Genomic DNA, 21,641 nt, shown 5'->3' on the forward strand with positions numbered 1-21,641 from the left:
CTTTATTGATGGTGTTGCTGTCGCCCTGCAGATACTCCACGCCAACCGCGCGCTTGCCATCGAACACAATGCGATCGGTGGTGGCATGCGTGATGATCTTCAGGTTAGCGCGGCCTTTGGCCATATCAAGATAGCCACGGGCGGTGCTGGAACGGCGACCTTTCGGCGTCACGGTACGATCCATTGGACCGAAACCTTCCTGCTGATAGCCATTAAGGTCGTCAGTGCGCGGATAACCCGCCTGCACGCCCGCCTCAATCATCGCTTCAAACAGCACGTTATTGCCCGCTTTAGGCGTCGCGACGCACACCGGGCCATCGCCGCCGTGGAAATCGTTCGGGCCGATATCGCGTGTTTCTGCTTTACGGTAGTAGGGCAGGCAGTCCAGATAGCTCCAGGTCTCCAGACCAGGCTCGCTGGCCCAGTTATCGAGATCCATCGCGTTACCGCGGATGTAGCACATGCCGTTAATCAGCGATGAACCGCCCAGACCTTTGCCGCGACCACACTCCATGCGGCGATTATTCATGTAAGGCTCTGGTTCGGTTTCATACGCCCAGTTATATCGTTTTCCCTGCAGCGGGAAGGCGAGGGCCGCAGGCATCTGGGTGCGAAAATCAAAACGGTAATCCGGGCCGCCCGCTTCCAGCAACAGGACGCTCACGTTGCTGTCTTCGGTCAGACGGGTAGCCAGAACATTTCCTGCGGATCCGGCTCCAATAATAATGTAATCAAATTCCATTAGTCGTTCCTCAGGTTAAGTGATTAAAAGACTGACTGAAAACGCGTCAGCTCAACCTGCACGGACTTCACCTGGGTGTAGCTCTGCAGTGTCATCAGGCCATTCTCACGGCCAATGCCGGAGTGCTTGTAGCCACCCACTGGCATCTCTGCGGCCGATTCGCCCCAGGTATTAATCCAGCAGATACCTGCTTCGATCTGATGAATCACGCGGTGTGCCTTATTAAGGTCCTGCGTTACCAGTCCGGCGGCCAGACCAAATTCGGTGTCGTTAGCGCGGCGGATCACTTCTTCTTCGGTTTCATAGCTCAGGATCGACATGACCGGTCCGAAGATCTCTTCACGGACAATCTTCATCTCATCACGGCAGTCGGTGAAGACGGTCGGTGCAACCCACGCGCCCTGGTCGAAATCGCCACCGGTCAGACGTTTGCCGCCGCACAGTACGCGTGCGCCTTCAGCAATGCCCGACTCGATGTAGCGCATTACATTATCGCGATGGCTGAAGCTGACCAGCGGGCCAAAGTTGGTGGACGGGTCAAGCAGATCGCCAGCCTTGATGCGGGCAACGCGTTCGCTGATTTTCGCCTCGAAAGTCGCCTGCAATTTTGCAGGAATAAAGACGCGGGTGCCGTTGGTGCAGACCTGACCGGAGCTGTAGAAGTTCGCCATCATGGCGATGTCAGCAGCCAGATCGAGATCGGCATCATCAAAGATGATCAGCGGTGATTTACCGCCCAGTTCCATAGTGACTTCTTTCAGCGTTGAACCCGCGGCATTGGCCATCACTTTTTTGCCGCTGACGACGCCGCCGGTAAAGGAGACTTTGTCGATGCCAGGATGCTCAGTCAGTAACTGACCGGTAACCGAACCGATGCCCGGCAGCACGTTGAACACGCCATCCGGCAGGCCAGCTTCGGTATAGATTTCCGCCAGCTTCAGGGCGGTGAGCGGGGTCATTTCGCTGGGTTTGAAAATCATCGCGTTACCCGCCGCCAGCGCGGGCGCGGATTTCCACAGGGCGATCTGAATCGGGTAGTTCCAGGCACCGATACCGGCGACCACACCCAGCGGTTCGCGGCGAGTATAAACAAAGGAGGTTTCACGCAGGGGAATCTGCTGACCTTCCAGCGCCGGAACCAGACCCGCGTAATACTCCAGCACGTCTGCACCGGTGACGATATCGACCGCTGAGGTTTCACTGTAAGGCTTACCGGTGTCGAGCATTTCCAGCTCGGCCAGCTCATCATTACGCTCACGAAGAATATCAACAGCGCGACGCAGGATGCGTGAACGCTCCATGGCGGTCATCGCGGCCCAGACTTTCTGGCCTTTTCTGGCGGCAGCAACGGCGAGATTGACATCTTCCTGGCCTGCGGCATGAACCTCTGCCAGCACTTCGCCGTTGACCGGGTTAATCGTCTGGAACGTTTCGCCAGACGCTGCGGCAACATAAGTGCCATCGATGTAGAGTTTCTGCTCGGTGAATCGGGACATGTTTTCTCCTTCCGTTATTCGTGCTCGCCAGCCAGTTGCTGACGGATGAATTGGGTGGTCAGTGTGAGGGCAATAGCCGGATTAAAAGGCTTACCGCTCAGTGCGGCACGCAGCCACAGACCATCGATCAGGGCAGCCAGACCGTGTGCGGCCAGCCGCGCCTTTTCCAGCGGCAGTTCACGCCGGAATTCGACCACCAGCATTGAGTAGAGCCGCCGACTGCTGACCCGCTCCAGGCGATTAAGCTGGGGCTGATGCATGCTGCTCGACCAGAAGTCGAGCCAGGCTTTCATCACTGCCGTGTGCACCTGGGTTTCATCGAAATTCCCGTCAACGATGGCACACAGCCGCTGTTCTGCCGGGGCATCGGCCAGCGGTTGTAACCGCGACAGTACCGCCTCACGCAGTTGACGCGTCACATCACGCATCGTGGCTTCCAGCAAGCCGTTCTTATCTTTGAAATAGTGACTGATGATGCCGGTGGACACCCCCGCCCGACGGGCGATCTGGGCGATAGTGGCATCATTAAGCCCCACTTCATTAATCGTGCTCAGGGTCGCATCAATCAGTTGCCGACGTCGTATCGGCTGCATCCCTACCTTTGGCATTGCTCCAGCTCCACCCTCAAATCGAGCCCCTATTTAAACTTTTTTTGATTGCACGTTCAATATAAAAAGAAACTTTGTTAGGATGCTGTTTTTTAAATGTAGCCAAAGCGAAACGGCAATGAGTGCTAAAATAGGCTGGTTTGTCTGAGCGATTAAAAGGAAGTGACAGAACGAAACAGGGCCGCACGGCCGGAAACCGTGGACGGCAAGACTTATCCATTGCGTATTTTCAGGACATTAACCAGAGGTAACCGATGAATAATCCACCTGCCGGTGAAAAAGACAGACTCAATCCCGTTGTATTTTATACCTCTGCCGGATTGATTCTGACGTTTTCACTTGTGACGATTCTCTACAGTGAACTGGCCGCGAGCTGGATCCTCAAGGCGGTAAACTGGGTTTCCGCCACCTTCGGCTGGTACTACATGCTGGCTGCCACGCTCTATATCGTGTTTGTGCTGTACATGGCCTGCTCACGGTTTGGTTCGATCAAGCTCGGGCCGGAGCACTCCAAACCCGAATTTAGTGTGCTCAGCTGGTCCGCCATGCTGTTTGCTGCCGGGATCGGCATCGACCTGATGTTCTTCTCGGTCGCCGAACCGGTGACGCAGTATATGCAGCCGCCGGAAGGCGCAGGGCAGACCCTGGAAGCGGCCCGTCAGGCGATGGTCTGGACGCTGTTCCACTACGGCCTGACCGGCTGGTCGATGTATGCACTGATGGGTATCGCGCTGGGCTACTTCAGCTACCGCTATAACCTGCCGCTGACCATCCGTTCCGCGCTCTATCCCATCTTTGGTAAACGTATCTATGGCCCGATTGGTCACACGGTAGATATTGCGGCCGTGGTCGGCACCATCTTTGGTATCGCCACTACGCTCGGCATCGGGGTTGTGCAGCTGAACTACGGTCTGAAAGTGCTGTTTGATATTCCGGAAGGCTTTACCGCACAGGCTGCGCTGATTGTCCTTTCCGTCGTGATCGCAACCATTTCTGTTACGTCAGGCGTCGATAAAGGGATTCGTTTTCTCTCCGAACTCAACGTGATCATGGCGCTGGGACTGATTCTGTTTGTGCTGTTCTTCGGCAACACCGAGTTCCTGCTGAATGCGCTGGTGCTGAACGTCGGCGATTACATCAACCGCTTTATGGGCATGACGCTCAATACCTTTGCCTTTGATCGTCCGACCCAATGGATGAACAGCTGGACGCTCTTCTTCTGGGCGTGGTGGGTGGCCTGGTCGCCATTTGTCGGCCTGTTCCTGGCGCGTATCTCACGCGGCCGTACCATTCGTGAGTTCGTATTGGGCACGCTGATTATTCCGTTCACCTTTACGCTGCTCTGGCTGTCCGTGTTCGGTAATGCCGCGCTGTATCAGATCATTCACGGCAATACGGAGTTTGCGCAGGAAGTGATGAACCATGCGGAGCGGGGCTTCTACAGCCTGCTGGCACAGTACCCGGCGTTTAAACTCAGCGCATCGGTCGCCACCATCACCGGGATGCTGTTCTACGTCACCTCGGCGGATTCCGGCTCGCTGGTGCTGGGCAACTTCACCTCGCGACTGAAAGACATCAACAGCGATGCACCGAACTGGCTGCGCATCTTCTGGTCTGTGGCGATTGGGGTACTGACCCTGAGCATGTTGATGACCAACGGGATCACCGCCCTGCAGAACACCACGGTGATCATGGGACTGCCATTCAGCTTTGTTATCTTCTTTGTAATGGCGGGTCTGTTTAAATCCCTGAAGATTGAGGATCACCGCCGGGCCAGCGCCACGCGCGACACCGCGCCTTATCTGGCTCATGCGACCGATCGTCTGACCTGGAAGAAGCGCCTGTCACGTCTGATGAACTACCCTGGCTCGCGCTATACTCAGCAGATGATGGAAAAAACTATTTTCCCGGCGATGCAGGAAGTGGCAAAAGAGCTGGAACTGCGTGATGGCCGCGTTACGCTGGAAAACGTTGAGGCAGATGAGACTAACCCGATTGGCTATCTGGATCTGCGCGTCCATCTGGGCGAAGAGCAGGACTTTGTCTATCAGGTCTGGCCGCAGCAATATTCGATTCCGGGCTTTACCTATCGCGCCCGCAGCGGTAAGTCGACCTACTACCGACTGGAAACCTTCCTGATGGAGGGCAGCCAGGGTAACGACTTAATGGATTACAGCAAAGAGCAGGTGATCATCGACATACTGGATCAGTATGAGCGACACCTGAACTTCATCCATCTCAACCGTGAAGCACCGGGCAGCAACATCAGCTTCCCAGGCGTTTAAATCAGGGCCCGTCAGCGAGAAATTGCTGGCGGGCTTTTTTTTCGCTAACGTCGTCCTGAACTAAGCGTCGTCACCTGACGAAATCGACTATCTTTAGGGCTTTCTGGCCTGATGCCAGAAAAGCACAGACAGGGAGTCATATGGGAAAAATATTCAGTACATTTCTGCCGCTTTACACGACCACGCTGCTGATGCTGCTCGGTTCCGGTTTGCTGACCACCTATGTCTCATTACGTCTGGCCAGCGAGCATGTCAACGGCGCGTTAATCGGCTCAATCATTGCGGCCAACTACATCGGACTGGTGATCGGCGGCAAAGTGGGGCACAACCTGATCGCCCGCGTCGGCCACATCCGCGCCTACGTGGCCTGTGCCGGAATCATTACCGCTTCCGTGGCAGGGCATGGGCTGACTGACTTTATTCCGCTTTGGGTCTTTCTGCGTCTGATTATCGGACTCTGCATGATGTGTCAGTACATGGTGCTGGAGAGCTGGCTCAACGATCAGGCGGAATCATCCCAGCGCGGCATGATTTTCGGCTTATATATGGTCGCCACCTATCTTGGACTCAGTGGCGGACAGGTGATACTGAGCCTGCAATCCGGCTTTGGTATCAGTACGTTGCTGATTGTGGCGCTCTGTTTCGCGCTCTGTCTGGTGCCGATTGCGCTGACCACCCGAACCCACGTGAGGCCAATGACGCCCGCGCCGATGGAGCTGGGCTATTTTATTCGCACCATCCCCAAACTGCTCGGCACCACGCTGGTGACTGGCATGGCGATTGGCGCGTTCTACGGTCTGGCTCCGGTTTATGGCAGCAGCAAAGGCTTCACTACCAGCCAGACTGGCTATTTTATGAGTCTCACCATTTTTGCCGGCCTGGTGTCGCAGTTTCCGCTGAGCTGGCTTTCTGACCGCTTCGATCGTCAGCGGCTGCTGTTCATCATCGCGATCCTGTTTGCCGTGGCCTGCGTGCCGCTGGTGCTGCTGCCGCACCTGACCTTCCACTGGATGATCGGCATCGCCTTTGTCGCCAGCATGATGCAGTTTGCGCTCTATCCGTTGCAGGTGGCGCTGGCTAACGATCAGGTTGCCGCCGAGCGTCGTGTATCGTTAACTGCCTGTCTGCTGATGGCGTTTGGTATCGGTGCCAGTATCGGACCGCTGGTGGTGGGCGCGCTGATGGAACCGCTCGGCAGCAATATGCTCTATCTCTTCTTTATGCTCTGCGCGCTGATGATTGGCGGACTGAGCTTTGTCCGTGCGCAAGGTCCGCTTCCGACGACCGAAGTGCCGCTGCCGCACGTGGTCATGCCTGACAGTCTGGCGACCTCACCACTGGGTGCTGCGCTGATCCCAACGCTGGAAGAGGAGGTGATTCATGCATCGATGGGCGGCCAGGAGCCGGCAGATGAACGTGAGAGTGATGATGACGCGCCTGACGACGAGGATGTGCCGGATGACTTACCCGGGGATCAGCAACATAAATAGCTGTGGCTGGGTATGATGTCCGGATCTGGCGCACTCCTGTCCGGTTACTGGCTCGACATTCGGGCCAGTAACCGCGATGCTGACTGACACCCTTCTTCAGGAGTCACACCATGCTGGAACTTCGCCCCAACTGTGAACGCTGCGACGTTGATCTGCCGCCATCCTCTCTGGCGGCACGCATCTGCTCGTTTGAATGTACCTTCTGCGCTGATTGCGATGAGCATCTCGCGCATGTTTGCCCCAACTGCGGTGGTGAGCTGGTGCGCCGTCCGGTGCGTCCGGCAGAAAAGTTGCAAAAATACCCGGCTAAATTGCGCAGCTGATCCCAAATGACGACAAATATGATTCGGGCAGAATAGCCTGTTGTACCTGATGTCGTTATGATGAATTTCGTCCCTGACAGAGCTACCACCTTAACTGAGTGCCGGAGATAAGCGCCGGAAGGGACGCACCTTTCACCCACCGTTAATCTCTCTTCGCTCCACCCCTCAGCCTTACTTACTCTGCTTCCCCGTTTGTCATGCCGGTTCGTGGCCAGATCTGACTATACTCTGATGATATTTTCAGCAGAGAGGCCGGGTGAATCAATGTATTACCACGTCCTGAATGGCGCAGAGTGGCGACGGATCTGGGTGGCTGGCGACATTCATGGTTGCCGCCGCGAGCTGGAAGCGCTGTTACAGCAGCATCAGTTTGACCCGCAGCAGGATTTACTGATTTCGGTTGGCGACATCATCGATCGTGGGCCTGACAGCCTGGGTTGTCTGGCGCTGCTGGACAAGCCCTGGTTTCGCTGCGTGCGGGGGAATCATGAGGAGATGGCGCTGTCGGCGTTGCAGGGGCAGGAGATGGCGCTCTGGCGGATGAACGGTGGCGACTGGTTCTTCCGGCTGCGTGGTGCGGCGCTAATCGCGGCGCGTCACGCGTTGCAGCGCTGTCGTGAGCTGCCACTGATACTTCATCTGCAACTCGGCGAGCGCATAATTGTGATTGCCCATGCGGATTATCCTGCGCGGCAATACGCACTGAATAAGCCACTCGACTGGCAGCAGGTGGTCTGGAGCCGTCAGCGTCTGGAGGGGATTGAGTCAGGTGAACAGGCGGGCATCCGTGGCGCGGACGCCTTTTACTTCGGTCACACGCCGCTGAAACAGCCGCTGACGATTGCCAATCTGCATTACATCGATACCGGCGCAGTGTTTGGCAATCATCTGACGATGCTGCAACTCAAGTGAGTTATCGGAACAGGCGTCCGTCGCGAACCAGTTCGCGTGGATAGCTGTTCTTGATGCGGGTGCCGACTTTCTTCGCCAGCCCCAGCGGCTGCTGCTGATAAGTGACAATCATCTCATTGTTAGCGGGGACCGTTTCCGGATAGATATCCCGGCCGCGATACCACTCTTCCGCCTCTGCCGCCGTCAGCTCGAAAGTCTGCGTCGCATCAGGTTGTGCCAGCGCGATGACCGCTTCATGCTGCCAGCGATAGCCTTTGGCAAAGGTCTCTGCCAGCTTCAGGCCTATACGCGAGAAGCGCACTTTGCCCAGCAGCGGGGTAACGGCCTTAGGGAAGAGCCAGATCTCTTTATCACGCTGCCACAGCTCAAGCGAATCATCCCACTTAATAGAGACCGCAGCGGCGGCCTGGGCGATCTCACTTTCCAGCTTACGGCTGAGGTGAGAGAAGGGCAGCTTACCGACTTTGTAGCCCGGCACAGGGAGTGGCTCGACCGACGCGGTTTTACGCAGACGAGCTACGAAAAAGCCTTCGCTGTCGAACATCTGCGGGAAGACATGCAGATAACCCTCCGGCGTCGTCGCCTGCTCTGCACCCTCAAACAGCCCATTAAGCGGCACGACCTCAACTGCATCCGGATAACGCTGCAGCAGCCAGTCAATCACCTGCTGATTTTCAATCTGATTCAGGGTACAGGTAGAGTAAATCAGCGTGCCGCCTGGCTTGAGCGCGTGAAAGGCACTGTCGAGCAGATCGCGCTGAGTGGCGGCGATCTCTTCCGTGCTGGCCAGCGACCAGTTTTTCAGCGCGTCAGCATCTTTGCGAATGACCCCTTCGCCGGAGCAGGGAGCGTCGAGCAGGATGGCGTCGAACTGTTCCGGCAGGGCAGGCCCGAAGACCCGCGCATCAAAGTGCGTTAAGGCACTGTTGCTGACGCCGCAGCGGCTGATGTTAGCGTGCAGCACTTTCACCCGGCTGGAGGAAAATTCGTTAGCCAGGATAACGCCCTGATTGCCCATCCGCGCAGCAATCTGGGTGGTTTTGGAACCCGGCGCCGCCGCCATATCCATCACGGCGCTGACCTCTGACTGGGCATCAAATAGCGCCGTCACCGGCAGCATAGAGCTGGCTTCCTGAATGTAGAACAGGCCACTGAGATGCTCAGCGACGCTGCCCAGTGGCAGGCTCTCATCTTCCCGGCTGATCCAGAATCCCTCTTCGCACCATGGTACCGGCGTCAGTTGCCAGTCATACCCTGCGGTCTGGCTCAGAAAGTCGGCCACACTGATCTTCAGGGTATTGACGCGAATACTGCGGCGCAGGGGGCGCTGACTGAACGCAATAAACTGCGCGAAGCTCGCCTCATCGGGCAGGCTTTGACGCATTAATGAGAGAAAATCGGCGGGGAAAAACGAAGAAGCATCTGACACGGGCACATTCCAGTTAAGGCAAAGGCGGCAGTGTACCATGAGGAAAGGAAACGGGCAGCCAGGCTGCCCGTTCAGATTCACTTAGCGCGGAGACGGGATCGCCGTTCCCCAGTTACGCCACTCTTTCGGTGCTTCATCCTGCAGCAGGAAGTGTTTATCCGGATTCGCCTGCGGGGCTAACGGCACCGTCGGTGGCGTCGCAAACTGAATGCCACCGCGAATAAACTGCTGGAAGGTCCCGGTTTTCACCACGCCGCCCACCAGACCGAAGTCGAGGTTATAACCGGACGCCTGCCAGAACACCGAGTTATTACGCACCAGATGCTGATACTTCTTACTGATGCGCAGGGCGATCTGCACGCGATCCGCCATCGTACCCAGCGAAGTGCCGGTCACGGTACCGACTTCCACACCCCGGAACAGCACCGGCGTACCCAGCGACAGTGAACCGGCCTCAGTGGCATCAACATAAATATTCAGACCATTCAGGTAGCGCGAATCGGTAATAGTACTCTCCTGCAATTCGAAAGTGCGAACGGCACCGCCTTTGCCAGGATCCACGTTAACGTAAGGCTGCAACAGGGTTTCCAGGTGATTCACACCGGTGGCGGAAATCTCTGGAGATACCACCGAGAAACGGCTGCCGAGACGGGCGAAATCATTCACATACTCCGGATAGAGCACCGCTTTCGCTACGACCTGGTTGTTATCTTTGCTCAGCGACAGTGACTCCACCTGGCCGACATTAATACCCAGATAACGAATCGGCATACCGGCAGAAAGTTTGCTGGCGTCATAGGTGTGAAGCGTAATCTGACTGCCGACGGCACGGGCCGCGGTCTCAGACGGATAGAGCACGCGTTTGGCCCCTTTGGCCGACTGCGCACCGCTCATATTGTCGAAGCTGATTGCACCTTTCAGCGCGCGGTTAAGCGGTGATGCCTGCACCGTCAGGCCGCTGCCGTTGAGGCTCACGCGTGCGCCACCCTCAGCCCAGAACACACTCTCGCTGGTCAGCAGCTTGCGATATTCCGGCTGGATATGGATGGCAATATCAAAGGCGTCAGCGCGCGGCGTGACTTTAACAATCTCACCCACCTGATATTTGCGATAGAGCACGACAGATCCCGCCTGCACATCAGGCAAACTGTTGGCGGTCAGCATCAGCGTTGTAGAAGGGCCATCACCGGTAATGCCTTCTTCCGCTTTTTCAGCATCGGCAAAGAGCGGATAGGCACTTTTCGGCTCGCCTTTTTTGCCCGGCTCCAGCCGGATACCCCCATCCACCCACTCACGGGCGCTGGCACCCAATACCTGCATGCCATCAAGGCCAAACTTCACATCGAGCCGACTGTTAACGACAAATTTGCTGTCGCCATGCACCAGGTCGCGATTTTCAGGATTGACCGCCACCACGAAGTTGACGCCATTTTCATCCAGCGAACGCGATATCACCTGACCAATCTGCATGCCATGCAGCATCAGTGGCTGGCCCTGATCAATACCGTAGCTCTCCGGCGCACTGAGTTTGACCGTCAGCACATTAGGTTTCTGCAGAAGAGTCTCATTGGACGCCAGCACGGTGAAGTGCTGTTGCGGCTCGCCTTCGCCAGGCACCAGTTCCAGCGTGTTGCCGGTCAGCAGGGAGCTGAGGCTGGTATCGGTCAGGCTGATTTTCGGACTGTGCATCTCAATGCGGGTGCCGCTGCGCATCAGACCCACCACGGAAGGATCGATGGTCAGCTCGCCGGTAACTTTGCCGCCATCCAGCAGGTTCAGTTTGGTCAGCGTACCGACCTCCAGGCCCTGATACATCAGCGGGGTGCTGTCTGCCTTAAGATTTTTGCCGCCAGGCAGATCCAGCGTGATCTGCACGCCGCGCTGACTGTGGGCCAGGTCGGGATAGAGCCGGTAATTCTGCTCAGCTTTAGCCGTTTCAGCGCCCTGAGGTGAGTCAAACGCAATGGCGCCATTAACCAGCGCTGCCAGACTTTCCAGCTGGACTTTCGCGCCACTCAGGCTGACGTCAGCATTCACGCCCGACACGTTCCAGAAGCGGCTGTTGGTCTTAACCAGATTAATAAAGCGACGGTCAATCAGTACGTCAATTGCCACGCCATCGGCTTTATTATCAATGCTGTAGTCATAGACCCGGCCAACCGGAATTTTACGGTAATAGACCAGTGAGCCAGTGTTGAGCGAGCCGAGATCGGGCGCATGCAGATGGATCATCAGTTCGCCGGTATTCACGCGGTATTTAGGCTGGGTATCCAGCGCGGTAAACGCCTCGCTGGGTTTTCCTTTGCCTGGCATCATCCCGATATAGTTACCGCCGACCAGCGCATCCAGACCCGACACACCTGCCAGTGAGGCTTTAGGCGTCACCAGCCAGAACTGCGTATCCTCACGCAGCGCGTCGCGCATGTCGCTTTTGATGCTGGCTTTAATCTGGATTCTGCGATAATCATCGCTGAGATTAATGCCCTGCACGGTGCCCACTTCCACGCCCTGATAACGGATCGGGGTGCGACCCGGCACGATACCATCCGCCGTCTGGAAATTGATGGTGATAGTGGTGCCGCGCTCCTGATAATTGGTCCAGAGCAGCCAGCACGCGATGAGCATCGCAATGATCGGCAGCAGCCAGAAGGGCGAAATTTTACGCTTATTGCGCAGCGTTGCGTTAGTCGGTGTAGTCGGCGTTTCCTGTTGCATGTGCATCCCAGAGCAGGCGGCTGTCCAGCCACTCAACAGACATAATGGTCAGGATGACGGCCGCGCCAAAAAACAGCGCCGCCGGTCCCATGGTAAAAGCCAGTAGCTGATCACGGTTGACCAGCGACATGGTTAACGAAATAACAAACAGATCGAGCATTGACCAGCGGCCAACCCAGGTGACAAACCGCAGTAACCGGATGCGGGTTCTCAGCCCCTGTTCACAGCGAAAATGAATGCTGAGCAGCAGGGTCAGCATCACCAGCACCTTGATAAAGGGCACGAGAATACTGGCGATAAAGACAATTGCCGCCACCGGAATATTGCCTTCACCCAGGCCCAGTATCCCGGAGAAGATGGTGTCTTCACGCCGTGAGCCGTTGAGGTAAACCACGGAAATGGGCATCAGATTGGCGGGAATCAGCAGCACAATCGAGGCGATCAGCGCGGCCCAGGATTTTTGCAGGCTGTGGCGGCGTCGGAAGTCGAGCGGCGTGTGGCAGCGCGGGCAGCGGCCCCGTTCGTCAGGGACGCTGGTGTTGTGACAGTTCAGGCAGGCCTGCATATCGTCGCGGGCCATATTGCCGGGGCTTTGCGGGTAGAAATGCTCCCACAGTTGCTCCATATTCAGATGGATCATCGTCAGCACGCTGAGCACCGTCAGAGCGATATAAGCCGCCAGCCCGTAGCCAATCTCCAGCGAAGCATAGTCCTGCACTTTAATCGACGCCACGGCAATACCGATCAGATAGATATCAAGCATCACCCACTCTTTGAGCTTTTCCAGCATCAGCAATACCGGCCGCAGGTTCATACCGAGCCGATTGCCGATGCCGAGATAACAGATGCCGGCCACCAGTGTCACCGGCGCGCCAATGGTGCAGAACGCCACCATTGAGGCCGTCAGCACATCACCCTGCTGGGTCATCTGGATCACGCCTTCCAGCACGCTGGCATTAATGCGCATGCCAAGCAGCCGGATATCCACCAGCGGAAGGGAGAAAGCAAAGGGCATTAACACGATCATGGTGGCGGCCATCGCCATGAGACGGGTCATAGACCAGTCGCGACCACTGAGAATTTCGGCGTTGCAGCGGGGGCAATGTGCAGACTGATGCGATTTCACATCCGGTAAGGAAAAAAGGGTATCGCATTGCGGGCAACGCTGATAACGTGCGTGAGGCAATGTCTGGCTGATAGCGTGAATTTTCATAGGGTGAGGCAATTTTCGCTCTTCAGAAGTAACAGATATCGGTCATTAAGACATTGTCTGTGTGCCTGTCTCGGGCATCACGCTTCGATCCACAGAATCCTAAGGGTATAGCAACTAACGCTATGATTCACCTTGTGGCTCTGGATATTTAAAACTTATTTTTAACGAACGGACTACATCTCCCCGTTCAGATGTCATTGGTAATGGTTGAATAATGAACAAAACTGCCTTTTACGCCGATTTGAATCGCGATATGCGCGCCTTACTGGCGGGAGAAACGGCGTTCCTCGCCGCGATGGGAAACTTTAGCGCGCTGCTGTACGAACGTCTCGATGGCGTGAACTGGGCAGGTTTCTACCTGCTGACGGAAGCCGATACGCTGGTGCTGGGCCCATTCCAGGGCAAAATCGCCTGTGTGCGCATTCCGGTCGGTAAAGGTGTGTGTGGCACGGCGCTGGCAGAAGAAAAAGTGCAACGCGTAGATGATGTGCATGCCTTCCCGGGCCACATCGCCTGCGACGCTTCCAGCAATGCTGAGATTGTGATTCCTCTGAAAGTGAATGGCACTGTGGTTGGGGTGCTGGACATCGACAGCGTGGAGTACAATCGCTTTGACAGCGACGACGAATCGGGGCTGGTCACACTGACTGATGGGCTTTGTGAAGTGCTTGCGAACAGCGACTTAGAAAAATATCTGCAGCTGACGCGCAGCTAATCGACTGGATCACATGGCATTTAGCGATGTTGTCATTATAATGTCGCCTGTTCATGCCTGCGCTGGTCGGCAAACCCGTTGTAATCAGGAAATTTCATGGAAAATCAACCTAAGTTGAATAGCAGTAAAGAAGTCATCACTTTTCTGGCGGAGCGCTTTCCGCACTGCTTTAGCGCTGAAGGTGAAGCGCGTCCGCTCAAAATCGGTATCTTTCAGGATCTGGTAGAGCGTGTTCAGGGCGAAATGGGTCTGAGCAAAACACAGCTGCGTTCCGCGCTGCGTCTTTATACGTCAAGCTGGCGTTATCTGTACGGCATTAAAGCCGGTGCTATCCGTGTCGATCTCGACGGCAACGCCTGTGGCGTGCTGGATGAGCAACACGTTGAGCATGCACGCAAGCAGCTGGAAGAAGCGAAAGCCCGCGTCCAGGCGCAGCGTGACCAGCAGCGCGCTGCACGTCGTGAAGCAGGCGAAAGCGAAGAGGGCGCAGCACCGCGTCGTCCACGCAAGCCCGCGGCACGTAAGCCTGCAGAAGGTGATGCTGCGCGTAAACCGCGTCCGCAGACCACTGCAGCACCGCGTGCGAACGCTTCACAGCATCGCAAGCCAGCCCCACGTCCGGAGCAGGAAGCCCGACCCATCACTGATACCTCAACTTTGCAACCCGGCCAGAGTATTAAAGTTAAAGCAGGCAAAAGTGCGATGGACGCAACGGTTCTTGAAGTATCAAAAGACGGCGTTCGGGTCCAGCTCGCTTCCGGCATGGCAATGATTGTGCGCGCAGAACACTTGCAGTTCTGAAACGGAGGCTAACCCCGGCATGAACACCCTTTTTAAAGTTGGACTTATTGCGGGCCTGCTCTTAGCAGGCCCAACCTTCGGTGCGGAGAACATCACGCGCGCCGATCAGATTCCCCAGCTTCACGAAGACCCGCAGGATCCCACGGTCAGTGAGCGCGTCACATCGCGTTTTACCCGTTCTCACTACCGCCAGTTCGATCTGGATCAGAATTTTTCAGCGAAAATTTTTGATCGCTATCTGAACATGCTCGACTACAGCCACAATGTGCTGCTGGCGTCGGATGTGGCGCAGTTTGCCAGCAAAAAAACCACTGTCGGCGATGAGCTGCGCAGTGGCAAGCTGGATCTCTTTTACGATATTTATAATCTGGCGCAGAAACGCCGTTTTGAGCGCTATCAGTATGCGCTGACGGTGCTGGCGCGTCCGATGAACTTCAGCGGCAATGACACCATCGACATTGATCGCGCTAAAGCGCCGTGGCCGAAAGATCAGGCTGAGCTTAATGCACTCTGGGATGCCAAGGTCAAATATGACCAGCTCAGTCTCAAGCTGGCAGGCAAAGACGATAATGAGATTCGCGATGTTCTGACTAAGCGTTACAACTTCGCGATCCGTCGTCTGGCCCAGAGCAACGGGGAAGACGTTTTCCAGCTGGTGATGAACGCTTTCGCCCGCGAAATCGATCCACACACCAGCTATCTGTCGCCGCGTAACACCGAGCAGTTCAACACCGAAATGAGTCTGTCACTTGAAGGCATCGGTGCGGTACTGCAGATGGATGACGACTACACCGTGATCAACTCGATGGTTGCAGGCGGCCCGGCTGCGAAAAGCAAAGCCATTACCGTTGGCGATCGCATCGTCGGTGTTGGTCAGCCAGGCAAGCCGATGGAAGATGTGATCGGCTGGCGTCTGGATGATGTCGTGGCAAAAATCAAAGGACCGAAGGGCAGCAAAGTGCGCCTGGAAGTGCTGCCAGCCGGTAAAGGTACGAAAACCCGTACCGTGACGCTGACGCGTGAGAAAATCCGTCTGGAAGATCGCGCGGTTAAACTGACCATCAAAAATGTCGGCAAGCAGAAAGTAGGCGTGCTCGACATTCCTGGCTTCTATGTCGGTCTGACCGACGACGTGAAGGTCCAGCTGCAGAAACTGCAGAAACAGAACGTCGACAGCGTGGTGATCGATCTCCGTACCAACGGCGGCGGCGCGCTGACCGAAGCGGTATCGCTTTCCGGCCTGTTTATTCCGAGTGGTCCGGTGGTGCAGGTTCGCGACAACAATGGTCGGGTGCGTGAAGACAGCGATAACGACGGCGTTGTTTACTACAAAGGTCCGCTGGTGGTGCTGGTCGATCGCTTCAGTGCCTCAGCCTCTGAGATCTTTGCTGCCGCGATGCAGGATTACGGTCGTGCAGTGATTGTCGGCGAGCCAACCTTTGGTAAAGGCACCGTTCAGCAGTATCGCTCTCTGAACCGCATCTACGATCAGATGCTGCGTCCGGAGTGGCCAGCGTTAGGCTCCGTTTCTTACACCATTCAGAAGTTCTATCGCATTAACGGCGGCAGTACACAGCGTAAAGGCGTCACGCCGGATCTGCTGATGCCTACCGGCGTAGAAGCGGCTGAAACCGGTGAGAAATTTGAGGATAACGCGCTGCCGTGGGACAGCATCAAAGCGGCAACGTACGTTAAAACCGGTGATGTTAAACCGCTGGTTGCGCAGCTGACGAAGCAGCATGCTGATCGCATCGCGCAGGATCGCGAGTTCCAGTACATCATGAAGGACATTGCACGTTACAATGCCCTGAAAGATAAGCGCAATATCGTGTCACTTAACCTTGCTCAGCGCGAGAAAGAGAACCACGAAGATGATGCGTCACGACTGGAGCGCATCAACGCGCGCTATCAGGCCGAAGGCAAAAAACCGCTGAAAAACCTGGACGAGCTGCCGAAAGATTATAAAGAGCCGGATCCGTATCTCGACGAGACGGTGAAGATCGCAAATGATCTTGCCCAGCTGGAGAAATCCCAGCCAGACGCGCCAGCGGCGAAATAATCCGCTGTTGCCAGAAAAAGCACCGCTAAGCGGTGCTTTTTTTTGCGCCCGTAAAAGTTTCCAGTAACCAATGATTAGCGCGCGAGAAGCCGCCTGCAGGCTGGGTTGCTCATAAGGCGTGTCAGAATGTAAAGTTATGTCTTTTTAGGCACTTAAACGTTAAGGTTGCTTGAAAAGCCGCCCAATGCCCATAGGATATGGATCCGCGTATAGGCGCGTGAACTACTGAGGAAGATTAACAAAAATGATGCGTATTGCTCTTTTCCTGATGACCAACCTGGCTGTGATGTTGGTATTCGGGCTGATTCTCAGCCTGACAGGGATCCAGTCAAGCAGTGTTCAGGGCCTGATGATCATGGCAGGCTTGTTTGGCTTTGGCGGTGCGTTTGTTTCACTGCTGATGTCGAAGTGGATGGCGCTGCGATCGGTTGGCGGTGAAGTGATTGAACAGCCACGCAACGAAACCGAGCGCTGGCTGGTGGATACTATTGGCCGTCAGGCCCAGCAGGCGGGCATTGCGATGCCACAGGTCGCGATCTATCACGCACCTGACATCAACGCCTTTGCGACCGGCGCACGACGTAACGCCTCACTGGTTGCTGTCTCAACCGGTCTGCTGCAAAACATGAGCCGTGATGAAGCGGAAGCGGTACTGGCACACGAAGTGTCGCACATCGCTAATGGTGACATGATCACCATGACGCTGATCCAGGGTGTGGTGAACACCTTTGTGATTTTCGTTTCCCGTATTCTGGCGCAGATCGCGGCAGGTTTTATGTCCGGCAACCGTGATGGCGAGGAGAGCAGCAACGGCAACCCGCTGGTCTACTTTGCGGTGTCGATGGTGCTGGAACTGGTGTTTGGTATTCTCGCCAGCATCATCACCATGTGGTTCTCCCGTCACCGTGAGTTCCATGCCGATGCCGGTTCAGCGAAGCTGGTCGGTCGTGAGAAGATGATTGCAGCGTTGCAACGCCTGAAAACCAGCTACGAACCGCAGGAGCCGAGCAGCATGATGGCGTTCTGCATCAACGGTAAGGGCAAATCGTTCAGCGAGCTGTTTATGTCGCACCCGCCGTTAGATAAGCGTATTGAAGCACTGCGCAGCGGTCAGTATCTGAAGTAGCGCTAAGCAGAGCAAACAAGGCGACCCTCGGGTCGCCTTTTCTTTGCTGCCGTCAGGTGCGGGTCTGCGTCATGCGCGACATGCTCACCAGCGCCGCCACGGCAGCAAAGCTCCCCGCCAGCAACAGTGAAACGTGTGTCCCACGTTCATCAAACAGATTAAACATCAGTGCAACCAGCGCGGCACCCATACTTTGGCCCAGCAGACGCGCGGTGCCCAGCATGCCGCTGGCAGCGCCGCTGCGATTAGGCGGAGCAGAGGTGACAATCGTGTGGTTGTTGGGTGACTGAAACAGGCCAAAACCGGCACCGCACAGCATCATGCGCCAGATAATATCGCCATCGCCCGGATTTGCCGGCAGCCAGGCGAGCAGGAATAACCCCAGGGCGAACATCGCCAGCCCGATTCCTCCCAGCAGCCCGGCATGCACCCGCTCAATCAGCCGGCCGGCCATTGGCGCAAACACCATGGTCGCCAGCGGCCAGGGCGTCAGCAGTAAACCGGTTGCCACCTCATTGCGTTGCAGAACGCTTTGCAGGAAGAAGGGCAGCGAGACCATCGCCAGCATCTGCGCGCAGAAGGAACAGACCGATGTTCCCATCGACAGGCTGAAGATCGGGATACGCAGCAGATCAACCGGCAGCAGAGGTACCGCCATGCTTAACTGACGACGAATAAAGAACCAGCCTACCACCAGCAGAACAACGACCTCCGACAGCACCAGCAGATGACTCTGACCCTGAGCAAAACCGCTCAATGCGGAGATAATCAGACCAAAAAACAGGGCGTTCATGATCGCGCTGGGCACATCGAATTTCTGTGCGGTGGCTTTCTGCGGATTATCGGGCAGCGTGCGCAGCGCCAGCCACAGCGCAATAGCACCCAGTGGAACGTTAATCAGAAACAGCCATTTCCAGCTCGCCACCGAAAGAATCGCGGCCGCCACCGTCGGGCCTGCCGCGGTCGAAACTGCCACCACCAGCGAGTTGATTGCCATGCCGCGTCCCAGATAACGCTGGGGATAGATAATGCGTATCAGCGCGGTATTCACACTCATCAGCGCCGCACCGCCCAACCCCTGCAGCACGCGGGCAAAGGTCAGCATGGTTAGCGTGGTTGAGAAGGCGCAGAACAGCGAGGTCGCAATAAACAGCGCCAGGCCTGTCTGGTAGACGCGGCGGTAGCCCAACATATCGCCCAGAAACGAGAGCGACAGCAGCGAGACGATAATCGCAATCTGATAGGCATTCACAATCCAGATTGACTGCGCCGGGCTGGCATTGAGTTCACGCGAAATGGTAGGCAGCGCGACGTTGGCAATCGCGCCATCCATCACCGCCATGGTCAGGCCCAGCGCGATGGTGATGATAGCCATATAGCGCTGACGTGCCGGTAATCCATCCTGAGGAGGAGAGAGTGTCATAAGTTAATTACTAAAGAGGGTGAATATCATCATGCTAATGAAATTAGCGCTGAAATGCAGCGATCGAATAGATAAAAAACTGTCTTAAAATATGACTTAATGGTTAAAGCATTGCTGCCTTCCTGTGCCTCACTCTATACTGACGGTCCGTTCCATTTTTTTTGAAACAGGTTTAACAAGGTGCGCGATGTCCTCTGCTGAAAATGATAAACAGCCCGATTCCGTCTCATCGGTACTCAAAGTGTTCGGCATTTTGCAGGCGCTGGGTGAAGAGCGCGATCACGGTATTACCGAGCTTGCGCAGCGCGTGATGATGTCAAAAAGCACCGTCTACCGTTTTCTGCAGACCATGAAGTCGCTGGGCTATGTCACGCAGGAAGGTGAGAGCGAGAAGTACTCACTGACGCTGAAGCTGTTTGAACTGGGTGCCAAAGCGCTGCAGAACGTCGATTTAATCCGCAGTGCGGATGTTCAGATGCGTGAGCTGTCGCGTCTGACCAAAGAGACGATTCACCTGGGGGCGCTGGAAGAGGACAGCATTGTCTACATCCACAAAATCGACTCGCTCTATAACCTGCGGATGTATTCGCGCATTGGCCGTCGTAATCCACTGCATACCACCGCGATTGGCAAAGTCCTGCTCGCCTGGCGCGACCGCAGCGAAGTTGAAGAGATTTTGCGGGATGTGGAGTTCAAGCGCAGCACAGCCAATACGCTGTTAAGCGCGGAGGCGTTGATGATGACGCTGGATCAGGTCAAAGCGCAGGGCTATGGTGAAGATAACGAAGAGCAGGAAGAGGGATTACGCTGCCTCGCCGTGCCGGTATTCGACCGTTTTGGCGTAGTGATTGCGGGACTGAGTATCTCATTTCCCACCATTCGTTTTTCAGAAGATGCCCGCCAGGATTACGTGGCCATGCTGCATCGCGCGGCGCGCACACTTTCATCAGAGATGGGCTATCACGACTATCCGTTCTGACAACAGCGGGCCATCCGGCCCGCTGTTTTGCTAATTATCGATCACTTCTCCGCTTTTCTTTAGCAACGGACAATCCGTCACGCCCACGACGCCGCTGTCAGTGTGCAGATACTGCGCACTGATCACGCCGCGTGCGGTCAGATAGCTGCACTGCAGGCCGAGTCCGGCGGCATTCTTAGTACTGCCGGTTAATACGCCATAGCCGGTAAACAGCATCGCCAGCCAGATCACCGCCAGCAAGCCTATCGTGCGAATAAACAGTTTCATTGTGTCTCCTTGTGAAAGATAACTCAGCGCTCCACCTGGTGCTGCCGGTTATGATGATATCAGCATGCCTCGCTTTTCTGGCGGGATCGATCAGAGATAACTGAAACGGCAAAATCTGCATTGATGTTAACCCCATTATCTTTTGCAGTGGCTACGGGTAGAATGAGCGGTTGTTAAATTTCAACTTAGTTTTACGAGGCAGTTATGAATGAGTTAGCCGCAAATTCGGTACCCCTGGTCAGTTATGGCCTGCTGGTCATTATTTTGATTGTGGCGTTTATCGCCTGGTTCTTCGTTAATCGGGCCAGCGTGCGCGCCGGTGAGCAAATCCGTTTACTGGAATCTTTGCTGGAAGAGCAGAAGAAACAGAATCAGCTGTTGCGCCGACTGATTGAGATGCAGCCCGGCGCAGAGGTTAAAAAAACCGAAGACGATCGGGAGAAGCGGGACTTCATCCGGTTAATCCCGGAACGTTAAATACAGCAGAGAGGCGGGATGGTCTGGAAAAATCCGTGGTATGACAGCAGCAAAGCGCACCACACGCCACAGGGATTCCGTAATCCTGAACCGGAACAGCGCAAGCCGGGCGATCTGCAGCGCTGGCGCAGAGAACGCAAAGCAGAGGCGCTTCCCCTGCCACCCCAACAGGGCTATAGGGCGTTCACCGATCAATGGTGGCAGCCTGCCGATATCAGCGGCAGTGACGACCGTATCTGGTGGTTGGGACATGCCGCCGTGCTGTTGCGGCTGAACGGACAATATATCCTGATCGATCCCGCGCTCTCGTCACGTGCTTCGCCACTGTCGTTTGCCGGGCCACAACGAAAAACTCCCGCGCCGCTCAGCATCGCTGATCTGCCGCGTCTGGATGTCGTGCTTATTTCCCATAACCATTACGATCATCTTGATCGGCAGACGGTAAAAGCCATTGTCCGGCGGTTTCCGCAGACAACCTTTGTTGTCCCGCTGGGCCTGGCGAAGTGGTGCAGGGCGCGAGGCGTGAAAAACGTCCATCAGCTCGACTGGTGGCAGCAGTTAACGGTCGGCGATCTCTGCTT

The 21,641-nt window shown here is 55.9% G+C and carries 19 protein-coding genes; 11 read left to right on the forward strand and 8 right to left on the reverse strand.

The genetic code is table 11. The features are described from left to right. From AC2LB6_RS23205 to betI, 3 genes are all read right to left on the reverse strand, one after another. The coding region (locus AC2LB6_RS23205; RefSeq protein ID WP_490095273.1) for a GMC family oxidoreductase N-terminal domain-containing protein at positions 1 to 742 on the reverse strand (742 nt) is incomplete at its 3' end. A 23-nt stretch (positions 743 to 765) separates the two neighbouring features. Then, positions 766 to 2,238: a betaine-aldehyde dehydrogenase gene (gene betB / locus AC2LB6_RS23210; protein WP_490095274.1), complete on the reverse strand. Its 1,473-nt coding sequence runs from the start codon at positions 2,236 to 2,238 to the stop codon at positions 766 to 768. A gap of 14 nt (positions 2,239 to 2,252) precedes the next feature. Then, on the reverse strand, positions 2,253 to 2,846 hold the full coding sequence (betI, locus tag AC2LB6_RS23215) for a transcriptional regulator BetI (protein ID WP_090960297.1): 594 nt from the start codon (positions 2,844 to 2,846) through the stop codon (positions 2,253 to 2,255). 254 nt (positions 2,847 to 3,100) lie between these two features. Between betI and AC2LB6_RS23220 the strand changes: the two genes are divergently transcribed. The 4 genes from AC2LB6_RS23220 to AC2LB6_RS23235 all read left to right on the forward strand — a co-directional run bounded on the left by AC2LB6_RS23220 (position 3,101) and on the right by AC2LB6_RS23235 (position 7,856). Further along, positions 3,101 to 5,131 (forward strand): choline transporter, encoded by a 2,031-nt coding sequence (locus AC2LB6_RS23220; protein ID WP_490095275.1) that lies wholly within the window; start codon positions 3,101 to 3,103, stop codon positions 5,129 to 5,131. A 140-nt stretch (positions 5,132 to 5,271) separates the two neighbouring features. Next, positions 5,272 to 6,621 (forward strand): MFS transporter, encoded by a 1,350-nt coding sequence (locus tag AC2LB6_RS23225; protein WP_490095276.1) that lies wholly within the window; start codon positions 5,272 to 5,274, stop codon positions 6,619 to 6,621. A gap of 110 nt (positions 6,622 to 6,731) precedes the next feature. Beyond that, positions 6,732 to 6,944, forward strand: a complete 213-nt coding sequence (locus tag AC2LB6_RS23230) for a DUF1272 domain-containing protein (RefSeq protein ID WP_179895544.1) — start codon at positions 6,732 to 6,734, stop codon at positions 6,942 to 6,944. 264 nt (positions 6,945 to 7,208) lie between these two features. After that, positions 7,209 to 7,856 carry a metallophosphoesterase gene (locus AC2LB6_RS23235; RefSeq protein WP_490095277.1) on the forward strand — a complete coding sequence of 216 codons (648 nt, stop codon included), beginning with the start codon at positions 7,209 to 7,211 and terminating at the stop codon, positions 7,854 to 7,856. 1 nt (position 7,857) lies between these two features. Here AC2LB6_RS23235 and rsmF read toward each other — a convergent pair whose 3' ends face one another. Genes rsmF through yebS form a run of 3 tightly spaced genes read right to left on the reverse strand, consistent with a single transcriptional unit; the run spans position 7,858 to position 13,213 of the window. Further along, on the reverse strand, positions 7,858 to 9,324 hold the full coding sequence (rsmF, locus tag AC2LB6_RS23240) for a 16S rRNA (cytosine(1407)-C(5))-methyltransferase RsmF (protein ID WP_490095278.1): 1,467 nt from the start codon (positions 9,322 to 9,324) through the stop codon (positions 7,858 to 7,860). A 42-nt stretch (positions 9,325 to 9,366) separates the two neighbouring features. After that, complete coding sequence (locus AC2LB6_RS23245; protein ID WP_490095279.1) at positions 9,367 to 12,000, reverse strand: PqiB family protein; 2,634 nt, start codon at positions 11,998 to 12,000, stop codon at positions 9,367 to 9,369. After that, positions 11,969 to 13,213: a membrane integrity lipid transport subunit YebS gene (gene yebS / locus AC2LB6_RS23250; RefSeq protein WP_490095280.1), complete on the reverse strand. Its 1,245-nt coding sequence runs from the start codon at positions 13,211 to 13,213 to the stop codon at positions 11,969 to 11,971. The genes AC2LB6_RS23245 and yebS overlap by 32 nt, the downstream gene beginning before the upstream one ends. A 214-nt stretch (positions 13,214 to 13,427) precedes the next feature. Here yebS and AC2LB6_RS23255 point away from each other — a divergent pair, with 214 nt between their 5' ends. The 4 genes from AC2LB6_RS23255 to htpX all read left to right on the forward strand — a co-directional run bounded on the left by AC2LB6_RS23255 (position 13,428) and on the right by htpX (position 17,914). Further along, positions 13,428 to 13,928 (forward strand): GAF domain-containing protein, encoded by a 501-nt coding sequence (locus tag AC2LB6_RS23255; RefSeq protein WP_490095281.1) that lies wholly within the window; start codon positions 13,428 to 13,430, stop codon positions 13,926 to 13,928. 96 nt (positions 13,929 to 14,024) lie between these two features. Continuing rightward, complete coding sequence (gene proQ / locus AC2LB6_RS23260) at positions 14,025 to 14,729, forward strand: RNA chaperone ProQ (RefSeq protein WP_490095282.1); 705 nt, start codon at positions 14,025 to 14,027, stop codon at positions 14,727 to 14,729. 19 nt (positions 14,730 to 14,748) lie between these two features. Further along, positions 14,749 to 16,788: a carboxy terminal-processing peptidase gene (prc, locus tag AC2LB6_RS23265; protein ID WP_490095283.1), complete on the forward strand. Its 2,040-nt coding sequence runs from the start codon at positions 14,749 to 14,751 to the stop codon at positions 16,786 to 16,788. A gap of 244 nt (positions 16,789 to 17,032) precedes the next feature. Then, on the forward strand, positions 17,033 to 17,914 hold the full coding sequence (gene htpX / locus AC2LB6_RS23270; RefSeq protein WP_003852678.1) for a protease HtpX: 882 nt from the start codon (positions 17,033 to 17,035) through the stop codon (positions 17,912 to 17,914). Between the two features lie 52 nt (positions 17,915 to 17,966). On the opposite strand, the gene AC2LB6_RS23275 is transcribed toward htpX, so the two are convergent. Continuing rightward, entirely contained in the window at positions 17,967 to 19,337 is a 1,371-nt protein-coding gene (locus AC2LB6_RS23275; RefSeq protein ID WP_490095284.1) for an MFS transporter, read from the reverse strand. 187 nt (positions 19,338 to 19,524) lie between these two features. Between AC2LB6_RS23275 and kdgR the strand changes: the two genes are divergently transcribed. Further along, complete coding sequence (gene kdgR / locus AC2LB6_RS23280) at positions 19,525 to 20,316, forward strand: DNA-binding transcriptional regulator KdgR (RefSeq protein ID WP_490095285.1); 792 nt, start codon at positions 19,525 to 19,527, stop codon at positions 20,314 to 20,316. A 30-nt stretch (positions 20,317 to 20,346) separates the two neighbouring features. Here kdgR and AC2LB6_RS23285 read toward each other — a convergent pair whose 3' ends face one another. Continuing rightward, positions 20,347 to 20,583 (reverse strand): YobH family protein, encoded by a 237-nt coding sequence (locus tag AC2LB6_RS23285; protein WP_090960331.1) that lies wholly within the window; start codon positions 20,581 to 20,583, stop codon positions 20,347 to 20,349. A gap of 204 nt (positions 20,584 to 20,787) precedes the next feature. Here AC2LB6_RS23285 and AC2LB6_RS23290 point away from each other — a divergent pair, with 204 nt between their 5' ends. Both AC2LB6_RS23290 and AC2LB6_RS23295 read left to right on the forward strand, forming a co-directional pair. Further along, positions 20,788 to 21,060: a YebO family protein gene (locus AC2LB6_RS23290; RefSeq protein WP_490095286.1), complete on the forward strand. Its 273-nt coding sequence runs from the start codon at positions 20,788 to 20,790 to the stop codon at positions 21,058 to 21,060. Positions 21,061 to 21,078: 18 nt separating this feature from the next. Beyond that, positions 21,079 to 21,641, forward strand: a 563-nt coding sequence (locus AC2LB6_RS23295; protein ID WP_490095287.1) for an MBL fold metallo-hydrolase, incomplete at its 3' end; no start/stop codon positions are given.

The sequence above is a fragment of the Pantoea sp. RCC30.1 genome (assembly GCF_058148845.1).

Coding starts and splice junctions, on each gene's coding strand:
- prc (WP_490095283.1), top strand. CDS start 14,749: ATGAACACCCTTTTTAAAGTTGGACTTATTGCGGGCCTGCTCTTAGCA.
- htpX (WP_003852678.1), top strand. CDS start 17,033: ATGATGCGTATTGCTCTTTTCCTGATGACCAACCTGGCTGTGATGTTG.
- betB (WP_490095274.1), bottom strand. CDS start 2,238: ATGTCCCGATTCACCGAGCAGAAACTCTACATCGATGGCACTTATGTT.
- proQ (WP_490095282.1), top strand. CDS start 14,025: ATGGAAAATCAACCTAAGTTGAATAGCAGTAAAGAAGTCATCACTTTT.
- AC2LB6_RS23230 (WP_179895544.1), top strand. CDS start 6,732: ATGCTGGAACTTCGCCCCAACTGTGAACGCTGCGACGTTGATCTGCCG.
- AC2LB6_RS23285 (WP_090960331.1), bottom strand. CDS start 20,583: ATGAAACTGTTTATTCGCACGATAGGCTTGCTGGCGGTGATCTGGCTG.
- AC2LB6_RS23220 (WP_490095275.1), top strand. CDS start 3,101: ATGAATAATCCACCTGCCGGTGAAAAAGACAGACTCAATCCCGTTGTA.
- AC2LB6_RS23290 (WP_490095286.1), top strand. CDS start 20,788: ATGAATGAGTTAGCCGCAAATTCGGTACCCCTGGTCAGTTATGGCCTG.
- kdgR (WP_490095285.1), top strand. CDS start 19,525: ATGTCCTCTGCTGAAAATGATAAACAGCCCGATTCCGTCTCATCGGTA.
- AC2LB6_RS23245 (WP_490095279.1), bottom strand. CDS start 12,000: ATGCAACAGGAAACGCCGACTACACCGACTAACGCAACGCTGCGCAAT.
- AC2LB6_RS23225 (WP_490095276.1), top strand. CDS start 5,272: ATGGGAAAAATATTCAGTACATTTCTGCCGCTTTACACGACCACGCTG.
- AC2LB6_RS23235 (WP_490095277.1), top strand. CDS start 7,209: ATGTATTACCACGTCCTGAATGGCGCAGAGTGGCGACGGATCTGGGTG.
- rsmF (WP_490095278.1), bottom strand. CDS start 9,324: ATGGTACACTGCCGCCTTTGCCTTAACTGGAATGTGCCCGTGTCAGAT.
- AC2LB6_RS23275 (WP_490095284.1), bottom strand. CDS start 19,337: ATGACACTCTCTCCTCCTCAGGATGGATTACCGGCACGTCAGCGCTAT.
- yebS (WP_490095280.1), bottom strand. CDS start 13,213: ATGAAAATTCACGCTATCAGCCAGACATTGCCTCACGCACGTTATCAG.
- AC2LB6_RS23255 (WP_490095281.1), top strand. CDS start 13,428: ATGAACAAAACTGCCTTTTACGCCGATTTGAATCGCGATATGCGCGCC.
- betI (WP_090960297.1), bottom strand. CDS start 2,846: ATGCCAAAGGTAGGGATGCAGCCGATACGACGTCGGCAACTGATTGAT.